Here is a 16,991-nt window from a genome sequence, read left to right as displayed (position 1 = left end):
GTCCGGCGCCGCCGGAACGACGGCGACGGACCGGGTGCCGGACCCGGGCCGGCTATCGGCCCGGATCGCTCACCGCTCACGCGGCCCGACCAGGTAGCCGAAGTAGCCGAAGTGGTCGAGGTGGTCGATGTAGTCGAGGTAGTCAGGACGCCCGGAGAACTCGGAGAACTCGGGGTGCTCGGGGTATTCGGGGTAGTCGGACCCGTAGCCGTGGTGCGGCGGGGGCGGGCATTCCTCGACGGTGATGCAGAGTTCGACGGGCGGGCTCTGGACGGGCCGGCCGTCCGGGTCCACGGCGTTGGCCGTCGCGCGGTTGGTGACGTGGCCCTCCTTGGCGTCCTGCTCGGTGACCACGTAGTTGCCGGTGCACGTGGTGCTCTGCCCGGGAGCGAGGGTCGTCGCCTCGCACGCGATGTCCGGGACCCGGTCGTCGCTGATGGTCAGGTCGGTCACCGTGGTCGTCCCGGTGTTGGTCACCAGGTAGAGGTAGGTGATCGTGTCACCGGGGTGGACGGGGCCGGACACATCGGCCTGCTTGGTCAGCGACAGGCCCGACGTCGCGCCCGCCACCTGCACGGTGGCCTGCGCCGGCGGACTCTGGACGGGCCGGCCCTGCGGGTCGAGACCGTTCGCCGTGGCGTGGTTCGTCACGCTCCCGGCCGCTGCGTCCGCGCTGGTGACCACGTAGCTGCCGGTGCAGGTGGTGCTCTGCCCGGCGGTGAGGGTGGTCGCGACGCAGGTCACGGGAGCGACCCGGTCGTCGGTGACGGTCAGGTTGTTCACCGTCGCCGTACCGGTGTTGGTCACCGTGTAGGTGTAGGTGATCGTGTCACCCACGTTCACCGGACCGGCCGTGCTCGCCTGCTTCGTCAACGACAGCCCCGCGACCGACGTCACCGGCACCGTCTCCTGCGCCGGCGGACTCACCACCGGCAGACCCTGCGGGTCGAGACCGTTGGCCGTCGCGTGGTTCGTCACGCTCCCGGCCACCGCATCCGCAGCGGTCACCACATAGCTACCGGTACACGTCGTGCTCTCCCCAGCGGCCAACGTCGTCGCCGTGCACGTCACCGGCGACACCCGGTCATCCGTCACCGTCAGGCTGTTCACCGCCGCCGTACCGGTGTTCGTCACCGTGTACGTGTACGTGATCGTGTCACCCACGTTCACCGGACCAGCCGTGCTCGCCCGCTTCGTCAACGACAACCCCGCCACCGACGTCACCGGCACCGTCTCCTGCGCCGGCGGACTCACCACCGGCAGACCCTGCGGGTCGAGACCGTTGGCCGTCGCATGGTTCGTCACACTCCCGGCCACCGCATCCGCAGCGGTCACCACATAGCTACCGGTACACGTCGTGCTCTCCCCAGCGGCCAACGTCGTCGCCGTGCACGTCACCGGCGACACCCGGTCATCCGTCACCGTCAGGCTGTTCACCGCCGCCGTACCGGTGTTCGTCACCGTGTACGTGTACGTGATCGTGTCACCCACGTTCACCGGACCAGCCGTGCTCGCCCGCTTCGTCAACGACAACCCCGCCACCGACGTCACCGGCACCGTCTCCTGCGCCGGCGGACTCACCACCGGCAGACCCTGCGGATCAAGCGCAGTCGCCGTCGCCACATTGATGACCTGACCCGCCACCGCATCCACGGTCGTCACCACATAGCTACCGGTGCACGTCGTGCTCTCCCCAGCGGCCAACGTCGTCGCCGTGCACGTCACCGGCGACACCCGGTCGTCGATCACCGTCAGGTCGTGCACCGCCGCCGTACCGGTGTTCGTCACCGTGTACGTGTACGTGATCGTGTCACCCACGTTCACCGGACCGGCCGTGTCCGCCAGCTTCGACAGCGACAGGCTCGCGACGCCCGCGACCACGACGGTGGCCTGGGCCGGGGGGCTCTCGACGGGCAGGCCCTGCGGGTTGAGGCCGTTCGCCGTCGCCACATTGATGACCTGGCCCGCCACCGCGTCCGCGGCGGTCACCACGTAGCTGCCGCTGCACGTGGTGCTCTGCGCGGGAAGGAGGGTCGTCGCCGAGCAGGTCACCGGCGTGACGTGGTCGTCGGCGACGGCCAGGGCGTTCACCGTGGTCGTGCCGGTGTTGGTCACCGTGTAGGTGTACGTGACCGTGTCGCCCTCGTGCACCGGGCCGGGGGTGCTCGGCTGCTTGGTCAGGCCCAGGCTCGACGTCGACACCACCGGGACGGTGGCCTGGGCCGGGGGCGAGGTGATCGGGGCTCCGTCGGCCACGCCCTGGGCGAGGGCGTTGTTGATGACCTGGCCGGCATCGGCGTCCGCCTGGGTGACGGTGTAGCTGCCGTGGCAGACGGTGCTGTCGCCGGGGCTGCCGGCCGGGGCCAGCGTGGTGGCGTCGCAGGTGACGCCGGCGACCCTGTCGTCCGTCACCACCAGGCCGTCCACCGGGACACCGCCGGTGTTCTTGACCACGTAGCTGTACGGCACGACGTCCCCGACCGCGAACGGCCCGGGGGCGTCTACGTGCTTGCTCAGGTCGATGCCCGGCGGTGCCACGACCGGCACGTTGTCCGAGGCGGGCGGGGAGGTGATCGGGGAGCCGTCGGCGGTGCCGGTGGCCACGGCGGTGTTGGGCACCTGGCCGGCCTGGGCGTCGGCGGCGGTCACCAGGTAGGTGGCCGTGCAGGTGACCGTCGCACCGGGGTTCAGGACGACCACGGGGCAGCTGACCGGTCCGACCTTGGGGTCGTTGACGCCCAGGTTGTCGATCGCGACGTTCCCCGAGTTGGTGACGACGAACTCGTACTGCAGCTCCGTGCCGACGGTGATCAGCCCGGGCAGCGGCCGGCGGACCTGCTTGACCAGGTTCAGCGCGGGCAGCGGCTGGTCCGTGGTGACGGTGACGTTGCGGATCAGGTGCACGTCGGTGAAGGCGCCGGTGGACCCGGCGAAGCCGAACTTGTAGGTGGAGGGGACCGGCTGGGGCGCCGGGGTGGAGAGCACCTGGTGCGAGCCGGTGCCGTTGTTGAAGTCGACGCTGACCGTCAGCACCGGGTTCGGCGCGGGCGTCAGGTGCACGTTCACCCGGCGGCGGGAGGGCTCCAGCAGGGTCTCCGCCTGCGCCGGGGTCACCCCGGGCGGCATCACCGTCAGCGGGCCCTGGAGGGTGCCCGGCAGGGTGGAGGGCCAGGGGCCGGTGGTGGTGAAGTTGCTGGTCGTCGCGGTCAGGAAGCAGTAGCCGGTGGTGCCGTCGCCGGGGCCGCGCACGGTGACCATGTTGGCGCCGGGGGCGGGCACGTGGATCCCGGTGCCGGCCGGGGAGCGCGTCGCGCAGCCGTTGCCGCGGTGCTCCCAGTCGCCGAAGTAGTTGCCGAGCACGTCCAGGCCCACCCCGAGGTAGCCGCGGTCGACACCGGGCAGGAAGGTCAGGTTGGGGTTGTCGTCGGGCAGCTTCTGCGCGTAGCCGAGGCTGCCGCCGAAGGCGCCGGGGTGGGTGAGCTCGGTGTCACCGTCGACCAGGAAGAAGGAGATGCCGTCGGCCGGGTGGGCCGGCGTGGTGCTGCCGTACTGCCACTGGTCGAAGGTGACGTCCAGGCCGTTGCCGGCGGGCAGCGCCTGGTCGAACAGGACGGCGCCGGCCTCGTCGAAGCCGGCGTCGGTGAGCTGGAGGTATCCGTGCGGCGCGCCGTTGTGCGGTGGCACCGGCCCGACCTGGACCGCCGGGCAGCCGGTGAGCGGGTGGCTGCCGGGGCCGGGTACGCCGATGGGCGCGCCGGTGAGGCAGGCGCTGCCCACGGCGGTGAAGCGCGGGTCCGCCGTGGCCCCGGTGAAGGTCTCGTTGAGCAGTGGCGTGCCGGTCGCCAGGACGCGGTCGCCCGTGCTCGCCCGCACCTGTGGGGGCACCGCTTCGGCCCGTGCCTGTAATCCGGTGAGCCCGGTGCTGAGGAATCCCACCAGCGTCGCTGTCGTCACGAGGCGGGCCGTGCGCTTCAGGAGCCGCGACGGACCGCAAAGGTCTCTTGTCATGGAAACACTCTGTGCACACAATATTACTATTTGTCATCCCGGCGAGCCATCACCTGATCCATCAGGGCCGCCGGTGCGATCGGACGGACCACCGGACGCTGACGACCCGCCAGGCCTCAGGGCCGATGGGCCGTCACGGCGCCGGCCCGGTCCGGCGCGTACCCGGGGGCCGGCAGCTGGGCGCCGGGCGTGCGGTCGGGAGTGAGGTAGCGGGCGCGGACGGCGGCGACGATCTCGGCGCTGGCGCTGCCGTCGCCGTACGGCGAGGGGACCCGGGCGAGGCGGCCGGTGAGCGTGGAGTCGTCGAGCATCTCGCGCAGCGCGCAGGCGAGTTGGCGGCCCGGCTGGGCCAGGCGGGCGAAGCCGGCCCGGACGGCCTCAGGGCGCTCGGTGGAGTTGCGGACCACGATCAGGGGGCGCTTGAGGACGGTGCACTCCTCCTGCACGCCGCCGGAGTCGGAGACCAGCAGGCGGCAGTGACGGGCCAGAGCCAGGAAGGTGGCGTGGTCGAGCGGGGGGATCTGCCGCAGCCGGGTGACCGAGCGCCGCAGCCCGTAGCGGTCGACGGCGGCCCGGGTGCGTGGGTGCAGCGGCATCAGGACCGGCAGGCCGGCGGCGGCGAGCTGGTCGAGGAGCTGGGCCAGGCGCGCGGGGTCGTCGGTGTTCTCCGGGCGGTGGACGGTGGCGAGCACGTAGGCGTCCCGGACCACCTCGTAGCGGGCGAGGACCCGGTGGGCGTCGGCCTCCACGGGGAGGGTCTCCAGCGTCGCCTCGACGACGGTGTTGCCGGTGACCAGCACGCGTCCGGCGTCGATGCCCTCGCGCAGCAGGTGGGCGGCGGCCGTGGGCGTCGGGGCGCAGTGCAGGTCGGCGACGGGGGCGATGAGGCGCCGGTTGGTCTCCTCGGGCATGTCGTCGTCGAAGGAGCGCAGACCCGCTTCGACATGGACCACGGGAATTCCCGCGCAGTGGGCGCCGAGGGCTCCGGCGGCGGCGGTGTTGGTGTCCCCCTGGACGACGGCGACGGCCGGGGGGCGCTTGGTGAAGTGGTCGCTGAGGGCGGCGATCATGCGGCCGATCTGCTGGCCGCGGGCCTCGCCGCCGACGCCCGTGAGGAGGTGGTGGGGGCGGGGCAGCCCGTACTGCTCGAAGAAGCAGGTGGTGAGGCCGGCGTCCCAGTGCTGGCCGGTCCACACGATCCTGGCCTGGGGCCCGAGGAGGCGGGCGACGCCGGCGAGTTTGACGATTTCCGGCCGGGTTCCGAAGACCAGGGCGACATCAACGGAAGACATTGTTCTCCGATTGTCATATGTGACGAGGGATTGCTGCAGTATCGGCACGGCGCGGCCGCGGAGTGCGGGGACTCCGGCCGGAATCCGGCAACGCCCCCCGTTCGGACCAGAGCCCGCCGCGGACCGGTCGCCGGTTCGCGGACCGGTCGCCACCACGGACCGCAGCCCGCCCCGGACCGGCGGCCACGGCGCAGGACTCCTCCCGCGCCGACCGGCCGTCAGCGGCGGCGGGTCACCGGGGCGCGTCACCGGGGCGGGTTCCACGGGATGCGGCGTGCGGGTGGATTCGCCGCCGGGCGGCGCGTGGCGTCACCCTTCCGGGGGCAGCGGGCCAGCACCATCGGGATTCCTGGCCGACACCGCAGAGCGGTGTCGGCCGCCTGGTGGAAATGGAGGAAACCTCGTGTACGGACACATTCACGGCGGGATCCCGCCGGCGGTCGGAGCCGGCGGGGCGCTGGCCGCCACCGGCTCTCCCGGCCTCGGGATCGCCGCGGCGGTCGCGGTGGTGATGGTGGTCACCGGCGTCGCGCTGATCCGCCGCGGCCAGCTGGCCGCGGACGTCCGGTCGCAGGACGGTCAGGGGCGCGACCGAGGGTGAACCGATCCACGAGCCGGGGCCGCCGCAGGGGAACGATCCCGCGCGGCGGCCCCGTTTCCTGTCCTTCGTCCCGGGAGTGCCCCTGTGTTCACTGACACCTCACCGCTGTCCGGGCCGTCGTCGTGGCCGGCCCGCCGACGCCGGTCCGCGGCGGCCCGCACCACGGTGCTCGGCCGGGTCTTCGGGCCCGTGCTGCTCGGCACCTGCGGCATGCTCGTCGCCGGCGAGCACTACTACCGCCACCGGGAGATCACCTCGGCGGCATGGCTGGTCGAGCACCTGCTGGGCCTGCGCACGATGCTCCTGGCCGGGCCGAGCGCCCCGGTCCTCTACGCGGGCACGGACTCCGGCCTCCACCGCGGGATCGCGCTGACCGCCGGGTGCAGCAGCGCCATGCTGATCGCCCCGTTCGCGCTGCTGACCGGCCTGCTGCTGCTCTTCAGCACCCGCCGGCCGGCGCGGATGCTGCTGGCGTTCGCCGTGGCCGCCGCCATGCTGGTGGCCACCAACCTCGGCCGGCTCACGCTCATCGTCGCCATGCAGCACCACCTCGGCGAGGCGGGCTTCGGCTGGGCGCACGTGCTGCTCGGGTCGGTCCTGATGATGGCCGCCGCCCTCGCCGCGTTCCTGCTCTACCTGCGCATTGTCGCCCGCCGGCCCGCCCGTGACGGCGAGGAGCCCGGACAGTGACCCTCCTCGACACCTCGATCTCGCTCTCCTTCGTCCTCGGCATCAGCTTCCTGGCCTACGTCGCCGTCATCGTGCGCAACTACCTGCGCGCCCGTTCGCGGCCGCCCGGCGACCCCGAGGCCTTCGACTGGCACTTCTTCATTCCCTGCCGGGACGAGGAGGCCGTCATCGGCACCACCCTCGACTACCTCGGCGAGTACTTCCCCGAGGCCACCGTGTGGGTGGTCGACGACCACTCCACCGACGGCACCGCCGACCTGGTCCGGGCCAGGGAGCGGGCCGGCCGGCCGGTCCACCTCGTCTCCCGGCGGCTCCCCGAGGCCCGGACCGGCAAGGGCGACGCCCTGAACGCCGCGTACCAGGCGCTGAACGCCGGTCTGTGGCTCGACACCGACCCCGACCGGGTGATCGTCTGCGTGCTGGACGCCGACGGCCGCCCCTCCCCGAACACGTTCGAGGTGTGCGCCGGTGACGCCTACTTCGGCGACCCGCGGATCGGCGGCGTCCAGGTCGAGGTCCGGATGTCCAACCGGGACGTCGCCAGGCCGCTGCCCGACCGCGGACGGATCAGGAACCGCTGCGCCCGGCTGCTGGCCCGCCTCCAGGACCTGGAGTTCCGCGGACCGATCTCGGCCATGCAGATCACCCGGCGGCACACCGGCACCGTCAACGTCGGCGGCAACGGCCAGCTCACCCGGCTGTCGGCCCTGGACTCGGTCGGCCTCGACGACCAACGGCCCTGGGGGAAGGCCCTGCTGGAGGACTTCGAACTGGGCCTGCGGCTGATGCTGGCCGGCTGGCGCAACGGCTACACCACCGACGCCTGGGTCGACCAGGAGGCCCTGTGGAGCGTGCGGCAACTGCTCACCCAGCGGGTGCGCTGGGCCCAGGGCTCCATGCAGTGCGCCCGCTACATGCGCCCGATCTGGGGCTCGCGCGAGTTCACCACCCTCGGCTTCCTGGAGGTCCTGTACTTCATGGCCCAGCCCTGGCTCCAGCTGATCGGCCTGGTCGCCTACCTGGTGCCGATCCTGGCCTTCTCCTACAACGCCGTCACCTACCCCCGGTTCACCCTCGACTTCCTCCAGCACGGCGGCGCCCCGCTGCTGCTGATCTACCTGCTGATCGGGGTGGGCGAGTTCGCCATCTGGGGGCCGCTGTACCGGCGGCGCTGCGAACCGGGCCTCAGCCTCGGCGCCGCCCTCGGCTACGGCCTGGCCCTGGCCCTCTACGCGGCCGCCACCTACGTCGTCGCGGTCCGTGCGTTCTGGCGCCTCCTGCGCCGCCGGGACTCCTGGCACAAGACCGCCCGCACGGCGCAGCCCGCGCCCTTCGACCCGATCGACCCCATCGACCGCTTCGACCAGTCGGCCACCGTCGGCGGGTTCTCCTCCTGACAGCCCCGCGCGGCGCCCCGGCGATGGGCCGCACGAGGGGTATTCCGCAACACCTCCCCGTGGCGCGTAGGAAAATCACACAACCAGGTCATCGCATGCGCACGCTGGTAGTGCCTTCTGCCAGCCCCCCTTCTTCCGCATGAAAGGCCCCCCTGTGAGAACACGCACGCGCGCCCGCGTCCTGGCCGGCACCGCACTCGCCGCAGGCATCCTGACCGCGGTGGCCGGCCCGGCGTACGCCGCGCTCACCTCCCCCGAGGCCAACGCCTACGTCGTCTCCGCCGACGCCTTCGGCAATCTGGCCTCCGTCCCCCCGACCCCCACCTCCACCTATCCGCCCGGCGGCACCTCCACCCTGGTCGGCCTGACCGCCGGGCCCTACGCCACCGACTCCGCCCTGACGGCGACCACCGCGGGCGACCCGACCACGGGCACCTCCTCCGCCAGCGCCACCGTCGACAGCCTCGGCATCGACTTCGGCGCGCTCGGCACCGCGACCCTGACCGGCGTCAACGCCACCTGCAACGCCACCCCCAGCGGCGCCACGGGGAACGGCACCATCGCCGGCGGCACCGTCACCCTGCCGTTCCCGCTCCCCCCGGTCACCCTGCAGGCCAACGCCCCGGCGAACACCTCCGTCACCATCCCCGGCATCGGCCAGGCGATCCTCAACGAGCAGAGCACCGACGCCGACGGCGTGCTGACCGTCAACGCCGTCCACTTCACCCTCCTCCCGGCCCTCAACGGCGCCAACCTGATCATCGGTCACGCCGCGTGCGGGGGCGCGCCGCCCGCCGCCCCCGTTCCCATGATCAACGCGCAGGTCGCCTCCGCCACCGGGGCCACCGCCCTGGCCGCCGGCCTCGGCATCGTCTACCTGCGCCGTCGCGGCAGCGGCAACGCGGCCACCCCGGCCGCCGGCTGACCGGCCCCCGGTCTCCCGGTCCCCCCGCGGGCCCGAGGGCGCCCGGCCCGTTCGCGGGTCGGGGCGCCCCCGGGCCCGACCCGTTCGGCCGGCCGCGGACCGCGGATCAGAGCGGATGCCCCGGAGCGTCACGGCGGCCCGGACCGGGGAGCAGCTCGGCCGCGCGGTCGGCGACCTCCCGGTGCAGCGCGTCGCGCACGGCCCGGACGGCGGGGCGGCCCACCGCCTCCCGGCGCACCGCGAGGGTGATCGGCAGCCGGATGTCGACCTCGTCGGCCAGCACCCGCCGCAGCCCGGCCCGGTCGGCGAGGAAGGCGGGCAGCACCCCGACGCCGGCCCCCAGCCGGGTGGCCTCCACCTGGGCGAAGACGTTGGTGGAGGAGAACGCGGGTGTGGTGCCCGGCAGATGGCGCTCGATGTCGAGATCGCCCACCTGGAGCATCGACTCGATGTAGAAGACCAGCGGGTGCTCCCGCAGCTCGGCGACCGTGCCGGGGGCGCCGCACCGCGCGAGGTACTCCTCCCCCGCGTACAGCCCCAGGGCGTAGTCGGTGAGGTGTTCGGTGACCAGCCGGCTCCGCGGCGGCCTGCCGATCGTCACGGCGAGGTCGAAGCCCGCCGGGCGCAGCGGCAACTGCCGCGTCGCGGTGATGAGTTCCGTCTGCAACCGGGGGTGGGACCGGCGCACCCCGGCCAGCGCCGGGGTGGCGAAGACGGTACCGAAGCCGTCCGGCGCGCTGACCCGGACGGTGCCGTGCAGTGACGGGGCGTCCCGGCCGGACACCGCGTCGACGGCGCGGACGAGGGCGTCCTCGATCGCGCGGGCGCTCTCGCAGACGGCCTTCCCGGCGTCCGTCAGCGCCCAGCCCTCCGTGCCGCGCTCCATCAGCCGCACGCCGAGGCCCTTCTCCAGCGCGGCGATGCGGCGCGAGACGGTGGTGTGGTCCACGCCGAGCGCGTCGGCCGCGGTCACCAACCGGCCGGTCCGGGCGACCGCGAGCAGGTAGCGGAGGTCGTCCGCGCGGAGCCGGTCGCCGACCGGGCGGGAACGGGAGGGCACCGGGTCAGCGTATCTGCACGCGTGCACAGGCCGTCTGCACGATTGGCGGTTGAACGCACACCCGCGCGGGCGGCACAGTCGAACCTTCCCGGCCGGTGCGACCGGCCACCGCTCCCCCACCACCGAAGGGTGCTCCATGGTTGCCGGCCTCTCCCTGCCGCGGATCCTGCGCGTCGGCCGCGGCGCCGCCGCCGAACTGGGCGACGTCCTGCGGGAACTGGGGCTGAGCCGCCCCCTGCTCGTCACGGACGCCTTCCTGGTCGGCAGCGGCGCGGCGGAGCGCCTGACGGCGACGCTGCTCGACGCCGGGCTGCACCCGCGGCTGTTCGCCGACACCGTGCCCGACCCGACCACCGACTCGCTCGCCCCGGGCCTGAAGGCGCTGTACGCCCACGAGGCGGACTCGGTGATCGGATTCGGCGGCGGCAGCCCGATGGACACCGCCAAGGCCCTCGCCCTGCTGGGCGTGCAGGGCGGGCAGATGCGCGACTACAAGGCACCGCGGGTCAACCACGGGCCGGCGCTGCCGGTGATCGCCGTCCCCACCACCGCGGGCAGCGGCTCGGAGGCGACCCGGTTCACCGTCATCACCGACAGCGCCACGGACGAGAAGATGCTCTGTCCCGGCCCGGCGTTCCTGCCGCTCGCCGCCGTGGTCGACGTGGAGCTGACCATGTCGATGCCGCCCCGGCTGACCGCCGACACCGGTATCGACGCCCTCACCCACGCCGTCGAGGCCTATGTGAGCCGGAGGGCCAACCCCTTCTCCGACGGCCTGGCCCTCACCGCGATCACCACCATCGGCCGCCATCTGCGCCGGGCCTACGCGGACGGCTCGGACATCGGGGCCCGCGAGGCGATGATGCTGGCCGCGACCCAGGCCGGCATCGCCTTCTCCAACTCCAGCGTCGCCCTGGTGCACGGCATGAGCCGCCCGATCGGCGCCCACTTCCACGTCGCCCACGGCCTGTCGAACGCGATGCTGTTCCCCGCCGTGACGGCCTTCTCCGTGCACGCCGCCCCCGCCCGGTACGCCGACTGCGCCCGTGCCCTGGGCGCAGCGACCGACGCCGACCCCGACGACGCGGCCGCGGACAAGCTCGTCGACGCGCTGCGCGCCCTCTGCCGCGACCTCGACGTCCCCACCCCCCGCGCGTACGGCATCCCCCAGGACGCCTGGACCCGCCTGATCCCCCTGATGGCCGACCAGGCCCTCGCCTCCGGCTCCCCCGCCAACAATCCCGCCGTCCCCACCGCCGCCCAGATCCAGGCCCTCTACACCCGGATCTACGCCTGATCCCGCCCCGCGGGAGGCCTCCGCGTCGAGCGTCTCCGCCAGGACGGTCCCGGGGGCGCTGCCGCTCCTCGGGCGTGAGCGAGGCCGGCGCCGCACCGGGCGCCCCCGTTGGATCCGGACGATCCGGGTGACCTCACCTCCGGCCCCGGCCCGGGGGGCCGCGGCGGAGGCCCTTGAGCGGTGACCGGCCGTCGGGCCGCGGCGGCCGGGGGCTGTGCGCAGTACGTGCGGAACTGCTGCCCCCTCGGTCCTCCGCCATCACGACCGGATCACCGACACCCGAGGTGGGCGCCCGCGCCGCCGCCCGGCGCCCCGCCACGGCCCGCACACTCTCGCGTCGAGGTGGAGGGTCCGGACCGTGTGACTGCCGTCGGCGGCCTGCCGGAGCCGACAGGACATCGCGGTGCCCAGGTCCGTTCCTCCCTCGGCCGGCCGAGCAGGCCGTGGGGTCCGCGGTGGTCGGTGCCGGGCGATGCGCGGGGCCGGATCGAGCCGCTGCTGCCGGATCGGCAGCAGCGGCTCCACCGGATCGGTCGCCCGCCGCAGAACGACAGGGGCTGTTCGCAGGGGATCCTGTTCGGGGTGCGGAGCCTGCCACCCCTGTCGTCACCGCGAGACCGGGGCAGTCGGACTCACGGCTCTGTCCGCGCCGACGGCGCGTCAGTCCACGGCATGGCCGGGTCGACGATCCGATGACCGGCAGGAACCCGGGGAGCGTCCGACGGCCTCGCCGTCGATGCATCCGTTCGTGGCGGAACGGCTTCGGCAAGCCGCGGCGCTCGGCGTGTGCTCGACCGCCGTGCTGCTCCGGCGCTGTCGCCGGGACGGCCGCCCCGCCACCGGGCACCTGGACGTAGCGCCTACGGAGCGGTGTTCTTGACGTTGGGCTGCGTCTTCTGGTTGTAGATCTCCTTCCCGTCCGCGTCGAAGGCGTGGACGTAGGGCGCCGGGGGGAAGGCGTTCCCGTCGGGGGTGGTGGAGACGGCCGCCGTGTGGACGAAGGCGCCGCCCGCCATGACGGCCGGGTACTGCGTCGGGTCGTCGCCGTAGCTGACGGTGACCTTGGCGACCTCGGGCGTGTAGTGCCCGGCGCCCAGCGAGAGGTACTGCCCGGCACCGGCCCGCGTGCTGAAGGTGTCGAAGAACTCGATCAGGTGACCGGCGCCCCACAGGCGGTCGTTGATGAACGTCGCGGGGGAGGACAGGCTGCTGCCCTGGGCGCCCTTGGTCTCGCACTGCACGTACTGGCCGGCGGCGTCGACGGCGACGACCACGCCGTCGGTGTCCGCCGAGGCGACGGGAGTGCGGACCGCGATCACCGCCTGGTACTGCGACGCGTCGGAGCCCAGGCAGGAGGCCAGGATCCCGGCGACGGTCCCGGCGTCGATCGGGGAGGTCGCCGTGCCGGTGACGGTGGAAGCGGCCGGGGTGGCAGGCCCGCCGGTGACGGCCGGGACGCTGCCGGAGGCCGTGGCGACCGGCGCGGCGGAGGGCTCGCTGTGGACCGTGGGGGCGGGCGCGGGGGCGCCGGGAGCGGCGGTGGCCATTCCCCCCGCGGCCGCGATGGCCGCGGCGAGGCCGGCGGCGGTGAGCATGATCGGGCGGATTCGCATGGATCCGGGTCCTTTCCTGGCGGGCGTCCGGTTGACGCCGGCGACCCTGTACGCCTCCCGGCGTCCGGCAGGTCGCGCCGCGCACGCGTGATCCATGTCATAGGCCGCGGGCGCAACGCCGGGGCGGCGCTCGTGCGTACAGAGCGGGAGGCTCCGCCCGGGACGCCCGGCTTCACCGCCGGGGCCGGGGGGTGCCTCCTCGCGGGCCACCCGTGCCCGAGCCGAAGGACGGTCCCGTAGGAGAGGCCCTTGATGACGCCACAGGAGTTCGACGCGTTCTACGCCGCGTCCTTCTCCCGCCTGACCGGCCAGCTCTACGCGATGACCGGCGACTGGTCCGAAGCACAGGACGTGGTCCAGGAGGCCTTCGTCCGCGCGTGGGACCGCAGGCGCACCCTCGACCCGGACGACGCCCCGGAGGCGTGGATCCGGACGACGGCCCGGCGGCTGGCCCTCTCCCGCTGGCGGCGTCTGGCCCGGGGCCTGCACCTGGCCGGACGTCACCACCGCCGGGAACCGCCCACCGTCGAGCCACCCTCCGAGGAGCACCTGATGCTGGTCACCGCGCTCCGCGACCTGCCCGAGGCACAGCGAGGTGCCCTGGTCCTGCACCACATGTGCGACCTCTCCGTCGAGCAGGTCGCGGCCGAGACCGGCGCCAGCGTCAGCGCCGTCAAGAGCCGCCTCGCCCGCGGCCGGACGGCGCTCGCGGCCATGCTCGCCGACCGGACGGCGCCCGGTGAGGAAGGAAAGCTCCATGTCTGACCCCGTCCACGACGCCCTCGGGGAGCGGCTGCGGCAGCTCGGCACGCAGCTGTCCGCGCCCACCCTGCCCGCTGCAGAGATCCGCCGGCGTGCCGACCGGCGCCGCCACCGCCGGCGCGCGCTGGGCGTGACGGCGGCCTGCGCCGCGGCAGCGCTGAGCCTGGCCCTCCCCTCGGCGCTGCGCTCCCCGGAGCCGGGGCACTCCCCGGGATCACCGGACTCCCCGGGGGCACGGCACTCGCCGGAACCACCGCGGTCGCCGGAACCGCACCCGGGAGCAGCCACCACGGACGCCTCCCCCGCGTCCGCCTCCCCCCGCCCCCCGGCCGCCACCACCGTCACCGGCACGGCGACCTCCCCGATCGACGCCGGGACCGTCGCCGGGATCCTGGCCTCCTGCCTGGGCTCCGACGCCTCCCGGTTCCACGCGGTGATCGCGGTCCGCACTCCCGTCGCCTCGGCGGACACCGACGGCGTGGTCGTCGCCGTCGACCCCGCCGGCCAGTACGTGCAGTGCGAGACCAAGGGCGCCCGGGGCAGCAGCACATCCGTCCCCGCCACGTCCGTCAACGATCACTCGTGGGGCGCCGGCCGGCTGATCAAGTTCTTCGACACCTTCAGTGCGCGGGCCGGTGCCGGGCAGTACCTCTCGCTGGGCGCCGGGCACTACACGCCCGAGGTCGCCAAGGTCACCGTCAGCTACGGCGACGACCCGACGCAGTACCCGGCCGTCATGGCGGGCGGCGCCTTCGTCCACACGGCGGCCGTCTCCACCACCCCCGACGGGAACGCCCTCCCCCCGGCGCCCTACGTCCACGCCTACGACGCGGACGGCAAGGAGATCTACAACCAGAAGACGCAGCCCAACGTCAAGAACCCCCGCCCGTGACCGCCGCTTCGGGCGGGGCGAGCCGGTCCAGGCGGCGAGGGAGGGTCACGCGCCCGGTACGGCTGACCCCCGCGGCCGCGTCCACGACGCCTCCCTCCCCGCCTTCCGCGTCACCGGTACGTAGTTGATACACGATCGCGTGCCGGCCGAAGTCGGGTGACGACCGGCTGGAAGCAGCCGTCGCGGAGTCTGGGGACACCCCCCCGGTGGCCGTCCGTGCCACCGGGGCTCCGTGTTCCCCTGCTCCGGGAGGCAGTTGCCGTGTCCGCCGTGACGAAACGTGAAGACCACGATCCCGGTGCCGCGCCGGGCCCCCGCCGGGTGCCCCGCCGCAGGGTGCTGTGGCTGCTGGCCGCCGCCCTGGTCGCGGGCGCCGCTGGCGGCGTGGCGGCGACCCTGCCGGACGAGGAGGCGGCCGGCGGCGTCCGGAAAGGAGGCGTCCGGGTCGAGGGGCCGCCGACGCTGCCGGCTCCTGCGCCCGTCGTCGACCTCGGTCTGCCGTGGCCGGAGGAGGGACAGTCGGCGGTCGCCGTGACGAAGGTCGGCGTCCTGGGGGTGAGCGGACCGCAGCAGCCGGTGCCGATCGCGAGCGTCACCAAGGTGATGACGGCGTACGTCGTTCTGCGGGACCACCCTCTCCGGGACGGCGAGGACGGCCCGACGATCACGGTGGACGCCCGGGCGGCGGCCGAGTCGGCCTCGACGAGCGAGTCGACGGCTCCCGTGGTCGCGGGCCAGCGGCTCACCCAGCGCAAGCTGCTGGAGGTGATGCTCCTCCCGTCCGCGAACAACGTGGCCCGGCTGCTGGCCCGTTGGGACGCGGGCAGCGAGGAGGCGTTCGTGCAGCGGATGAACGCGGAGGCGGCCCGGCTGGGGATGGCCGCGACGTCCTACACCGGGGCCAGCGGGATCGAACCCACGACCGTGTCCACGGCCGCCGACCAGCTGGTGCTGGCCCGCGAGGCGATGAAGGACCCGGTGCTGCGCGCGACCGTGGCCCTGCGCAGCACCACGCTGCCGGGCCGCGCGGCGCCGTTGCCCAACACCAACACGCTGCTCGACCGCCCCGGGGTGGTGGGGCTGAAGACCGGTTCGAGCACGCCGGCGGGCGGCAATCTGATGTGGGCCCTGGAGGTGCCGGAGGGCGGGGCCGGAACGGGACGCCGGCTCGTCCTCGGCGTGGTCCTGGGCCAGCGCGCCGGTACGACGCCCGCCGAGGGCATGCGGGCGGCGATGGAGAACAGCGGGCGGCTCGTCGACGCGCTGCGGCAGCGGCTGCCGCAGGCCCTGCCCGCGCTCGACGGCGGCCGACGGGAGTGGGCGTGAACGCGCACCCGGGCACGGTCCCACCCGCGCCCTCACCCGGGGGCGGTACGGCGACGGCCGACGGGCCTGGGCGCGACGGCGCGGGGACGTCCCGCCGCCGCCCTCACCGCTCCCCCCGTCCTTCGCGGGGGCGGTACGGGCCGCGTGGCCGGCTGGTCGCCGTGGCCGCGCTGCTCTGCGCCGCCCCCATGGCCCTGAGCCCCCACCTGCCGAACGCCGTCGGCAACCTCGGCAGTCTCTGCCAGACGATGCTGCCGTGGTCGGGGGTGGGCGTCGTCCTGCTGCTGTGCTGCGCGGCGGTGCGCCGGTCGGCCCTGGCGGCGGTCGCCGTGCTGGTCCCGGCCCTGGTGTGGACCGCGCTGTTCGGGCCCGCCCTCGTCGACAAGAGGTCCGGCGGCGGGGACTTCACGGTGGTGAGCCACAACGTGAACGAGGACAACCCCGATCCGGCCCGCACGGCCCGCGCGCTGGCGGCCTCGGGCGCCGACGTCCTGGCGGTGGAGGAGCTGGCGAGCCGGGCACAGGCGGCCTTCCGGCGCGAACTGGCGGCCGCCTACCCCTACTCCGAGGTACGGGGAGGGGTCGGGGTGTGGAGCAGGTACCCGGTCGAGGAGGTGGAGCCGGTGGAGATCATGCCCTGGACGAGGGCGTTGCGCGCCACCGTGCGGACGCCGAAGGGGCCGGTGGCGCTGTACGCGGTGCACCTCGCCTCCGTCCGGGTGCACCTGGCCGGCGGCTTCGCCACGGACCGCCGCAACGAGGCGGCGGCCCGGCTGGCCGAGGCCCTCCGGGCGGAGCGGCTCGCGCGGATCGTCGTTCTGGGGGACTTCAACGGCTCGGCCGACGACTCCGCGCTGCGCGGGCTCACGGGCCCGCTGCGGTCGGCGCAGCGGGAGGCCGGCGACGGCTTGGGCTTCACCTGGCCCGCGGCGTTCCCGGTGGTCCGGATCGACCAGATCCTGGTGGCCGGCGTCACACCGCGTGCGGCGTGGACGCTGCCCGCCACCGGCAGCGACCACCTGCCGGTGGCGGCCTCCCTGCGGCTCTGACCGGTCCCGCGGCGCCCCGGCGCCGCCCCTGCCGCCCGTGCCGCCCCTGCCGTACGCGCCGTGCCCGCCGCCCGGACGG

At 74.2% G+C, this 16,991-nt stretch carries 13 protein-coding genes; 9 read left to right on the top strand and 4 right to left on the bottom strand.

The features are described from left to right. Positions 1–69: 69 nt before the first annotated feature. Both ACF1AK_RS09515 and wecB read right to left on the bottom strand, forming a co-directional pair. A complete protein-coding gene (locus ACF1AK_RS09515; protein WP_391498177.1) occupies positions 70–3,873 on the bottom strand; it encodes a hypothetical protein in 3,804 nt (1,267 codons plus the stop codon). A gap of 251 nt (positions 3,874–4,124) precedes the next feature. Further along, positions 4,125–5,300 (bottom strand): non-hydrolyzing UDP-N-acetylglucosamine 2-epimerase, encoded by a 1,176-nt coding sequence (wecB, locus tag ACF1AK_RS09510; RefSeq protein ID WP_391498176.1) that lies wholly within the window; start codon positions 5,298–5,300, stop codon positions 4,125–4,127. A 403-nt stretch (positions 5,301–5,703) separates the two neighbouring features. On the opposite strand from wecB, the gene ACF1AK_RS09505 reads away from it, so the two are divergent. From ACF1AK_RS09505 to ACF1AK_RS09490, 4 genes are all read left to right on the top strand, one after another. Continuing rightward, positions 5,704–5,901 carry a hypothetical protein gene (locus ACF1AK_RS09505; protein WP_391498175.1) on the top strand — a complete coding sequence of 66 codons (198 nt, stop codon included), beginning with the start codon at positions 5,704–5,706 and terminating at the stop codon, positions 5,899–5,901. A gap of 84 nt (positions 5,902–5,985) precedes the next feature. Next, positions 5,986–6,591 (top strand): archaeosortase/exosortase family protein, encoded by a 606-nt coding sequence (locus ACF1AK_RS09500; RefSeq protein WP_391498174.1) that lies wholly within the window; start codon positions 5,986–5,988, stop codon positions 6,589–6,591. After that, positions 6,588–7,988, top strand: a complete 1,401-nt coding sequence (locus ACF1AK_RS09495; protein ID WP_391498173.1) for a glycosyltransferase family 2 protein — start codon at positions 6,588–6,590, stop codon at positions 7,986–7,988. Before ACF1AK_RS09500 ends, ACF1AK_RS09495 begins: the two co-directional genes overlap by 4 nt. 154 nt (positions 7,989–8,142) lie before the next feature. Next, positions 8,143–8,913, top strand: a complete 771-nt coding sequence (locus ACF1AK_RS09490) for a choice-of-anchor P family protein (RefSeq protein WP_391498172.1) — start codon at positions 8,143–8,145, stop codon at positions 8,911–8,913. A 106-nt stretch (positions 8,914–9,019) separates the two neighbouring features. On the opposite strand, the gene ACF1AK_RS09485 is transcribed toward ACF1AK_RS09490, so the two are convergent. After that, the gene (locus ACF1AK_RS09485; protein WP_391498171.1) at positions 9,020–9,973 is read right to left on the bottom strand and encodes a LysR family transcriptional regulator; all 954 of its coding nucleotides are present in this window, start codon (positions 9,971–9,973) and stop codon (positions 9,020–9,022) included. Between the two features lie 136 nt (positions 9,974–10,109). Here ACF1AK_RS09485 and ACF1AK_RS09480 point away from each other — a divergent pair, with 136 nt between their 5' ends. Continuing rightward, entirely contained in the window at positions 10,110–11,270 is a 1,161-nt protein-coding gene (locus ACF1AK_RS09480) for an iron-containing alcohol dehydrogenase (protein WP_391498170.1), read from the top strand. An 860-nt stretch (positions 11,271–12,130) separates the two neighbouring features. Here ACF1AK_RS09480 and ACF1AK_RS09475 read toward each other — a convergent pair. Next, entirely contained in the window at positions 12,131–12,883 is a 753-nt protein-coding gene (locus tag ACF1AK_RS09475; RefSeq protein ID WP_391498169.1) for a hypothetical protein, read from the bottom strand. A 252-nt stretch (positions 12,884–13,135) separates the two neighbouring features. On the opposite strand from ACF1AK_RS09475, the gene ACF1AK_RS09470 reads away from it, so the two are divergent. The 4 genes from ACF1AK_RS09470 to ACF1AK_RS09455 all read left to right on the top strand — a co-directional run bounded on the left by ACF1AK_RS09470 (position 13,136) and on the right by ACF1AK_RS09455 (position 16,912). Next, positions 13,136–13,648: a SigE family RNA polymerase sigma factor gene (locus ACF1AK_RS09470; RefSeq protein WP_391498168.1), complete on the top strand. Its 513-nt coding sequence runs from the start codon at positions 13,136–13,138 to the stop codon at positions 13,646–13,648. After that, entirely contained in the window at positions 13,641–14,537 is an 897-nt protein-coding gene (locus ACF1AK_RS09465; protein ID WP_391498167.1) for a hypothetical protein, read from the top strand. The genes ACF1AK_RS09470 and ACF1AK_RS09465 overlap by 8 nt, the downstream gene beginning before the upstream one ends. Before the next feature lie 270 nt (positions 14,538–14,807). After that, complete coding sequence (locus tag ACF1AK_RS09460; RefSeq protein ID WP_391498166.1) at positions 14,808–15,863, top strand: D-alanyl-D-alanine carboxypeptidase family protein; 1,056 nt, start codon at positions 14,808–14,810, stop codon at positions 15,861–15,863. Between the two features lie 152 nt (positions 15,864–16,015). Further along, positions 16,016–16,912: an endonuclease/exonuclease/phosphatase family protein gene (locus ACF1AK_RS09455; RefSeq protein ID WP_391498608.1), complete on the top strand. Its 897-nt coding sequence runs from the start codon at positions 16,016–16,018 to the stop codon at positions 16,910–16,912. Positions 16,913–16,991 lie beyond the last annotated feature (79 nt).

Origin of the sequence: Kitasatospora sp. NPDC015120 (genome assembly GCF_043080305.1) — a bacterium.
Lineage (GTDB): Bacteria > Actinomycetota > Actinomycetes > Streptomycetales > Streptomycetaceae > Kitasatospora.
This window is presented reverse-complemented; position numbering and strand designations above follow the sequence as displayed.

What these genes read in the sequence shown, in the direction of transcription:
- ACF1AK_RS09475 (WP_391498169.1), bottom strand. Translation starts at nt 12,883, where the DNA reads ATGCGAATCCGCCCGATCATGCTCACCGCCGCCGGCCTCGCCGCGGCC.
- ACF1AK_RS09465 (WP_391498167.1), top strand. Translation starts at nt 13,641, where the DNA reads ATGTCTGACCCCGTCCACGACGCCCTCGGGGAGCGGCTGCGGCAGCTC.
- ACF1AK_RS09480 (WP_391498170.1), top strand. Translation starts at nt 10,110, where the DNA reads ATGGTTGCCGGCCTCTCCCTGCCGCGGATCCTGCGCGTCGGCCGCGGC.
- wecB (WP_391498176.1), bottom strand. Translation starts at nt 5,300, where the DNA reads ATGTCTTCCGTTGATGTCGCCCTGGTCTTCGGAACCCGGCCGGAAATC.
- ACF1AK_RS09470 (WP_391498168.1), top strand. Translation starts at nt 13,136, where the DNA reads ATGACGCCACAGGAGTTCGACGCGTTCTACGCCGCGTCCTTCTCCCGC.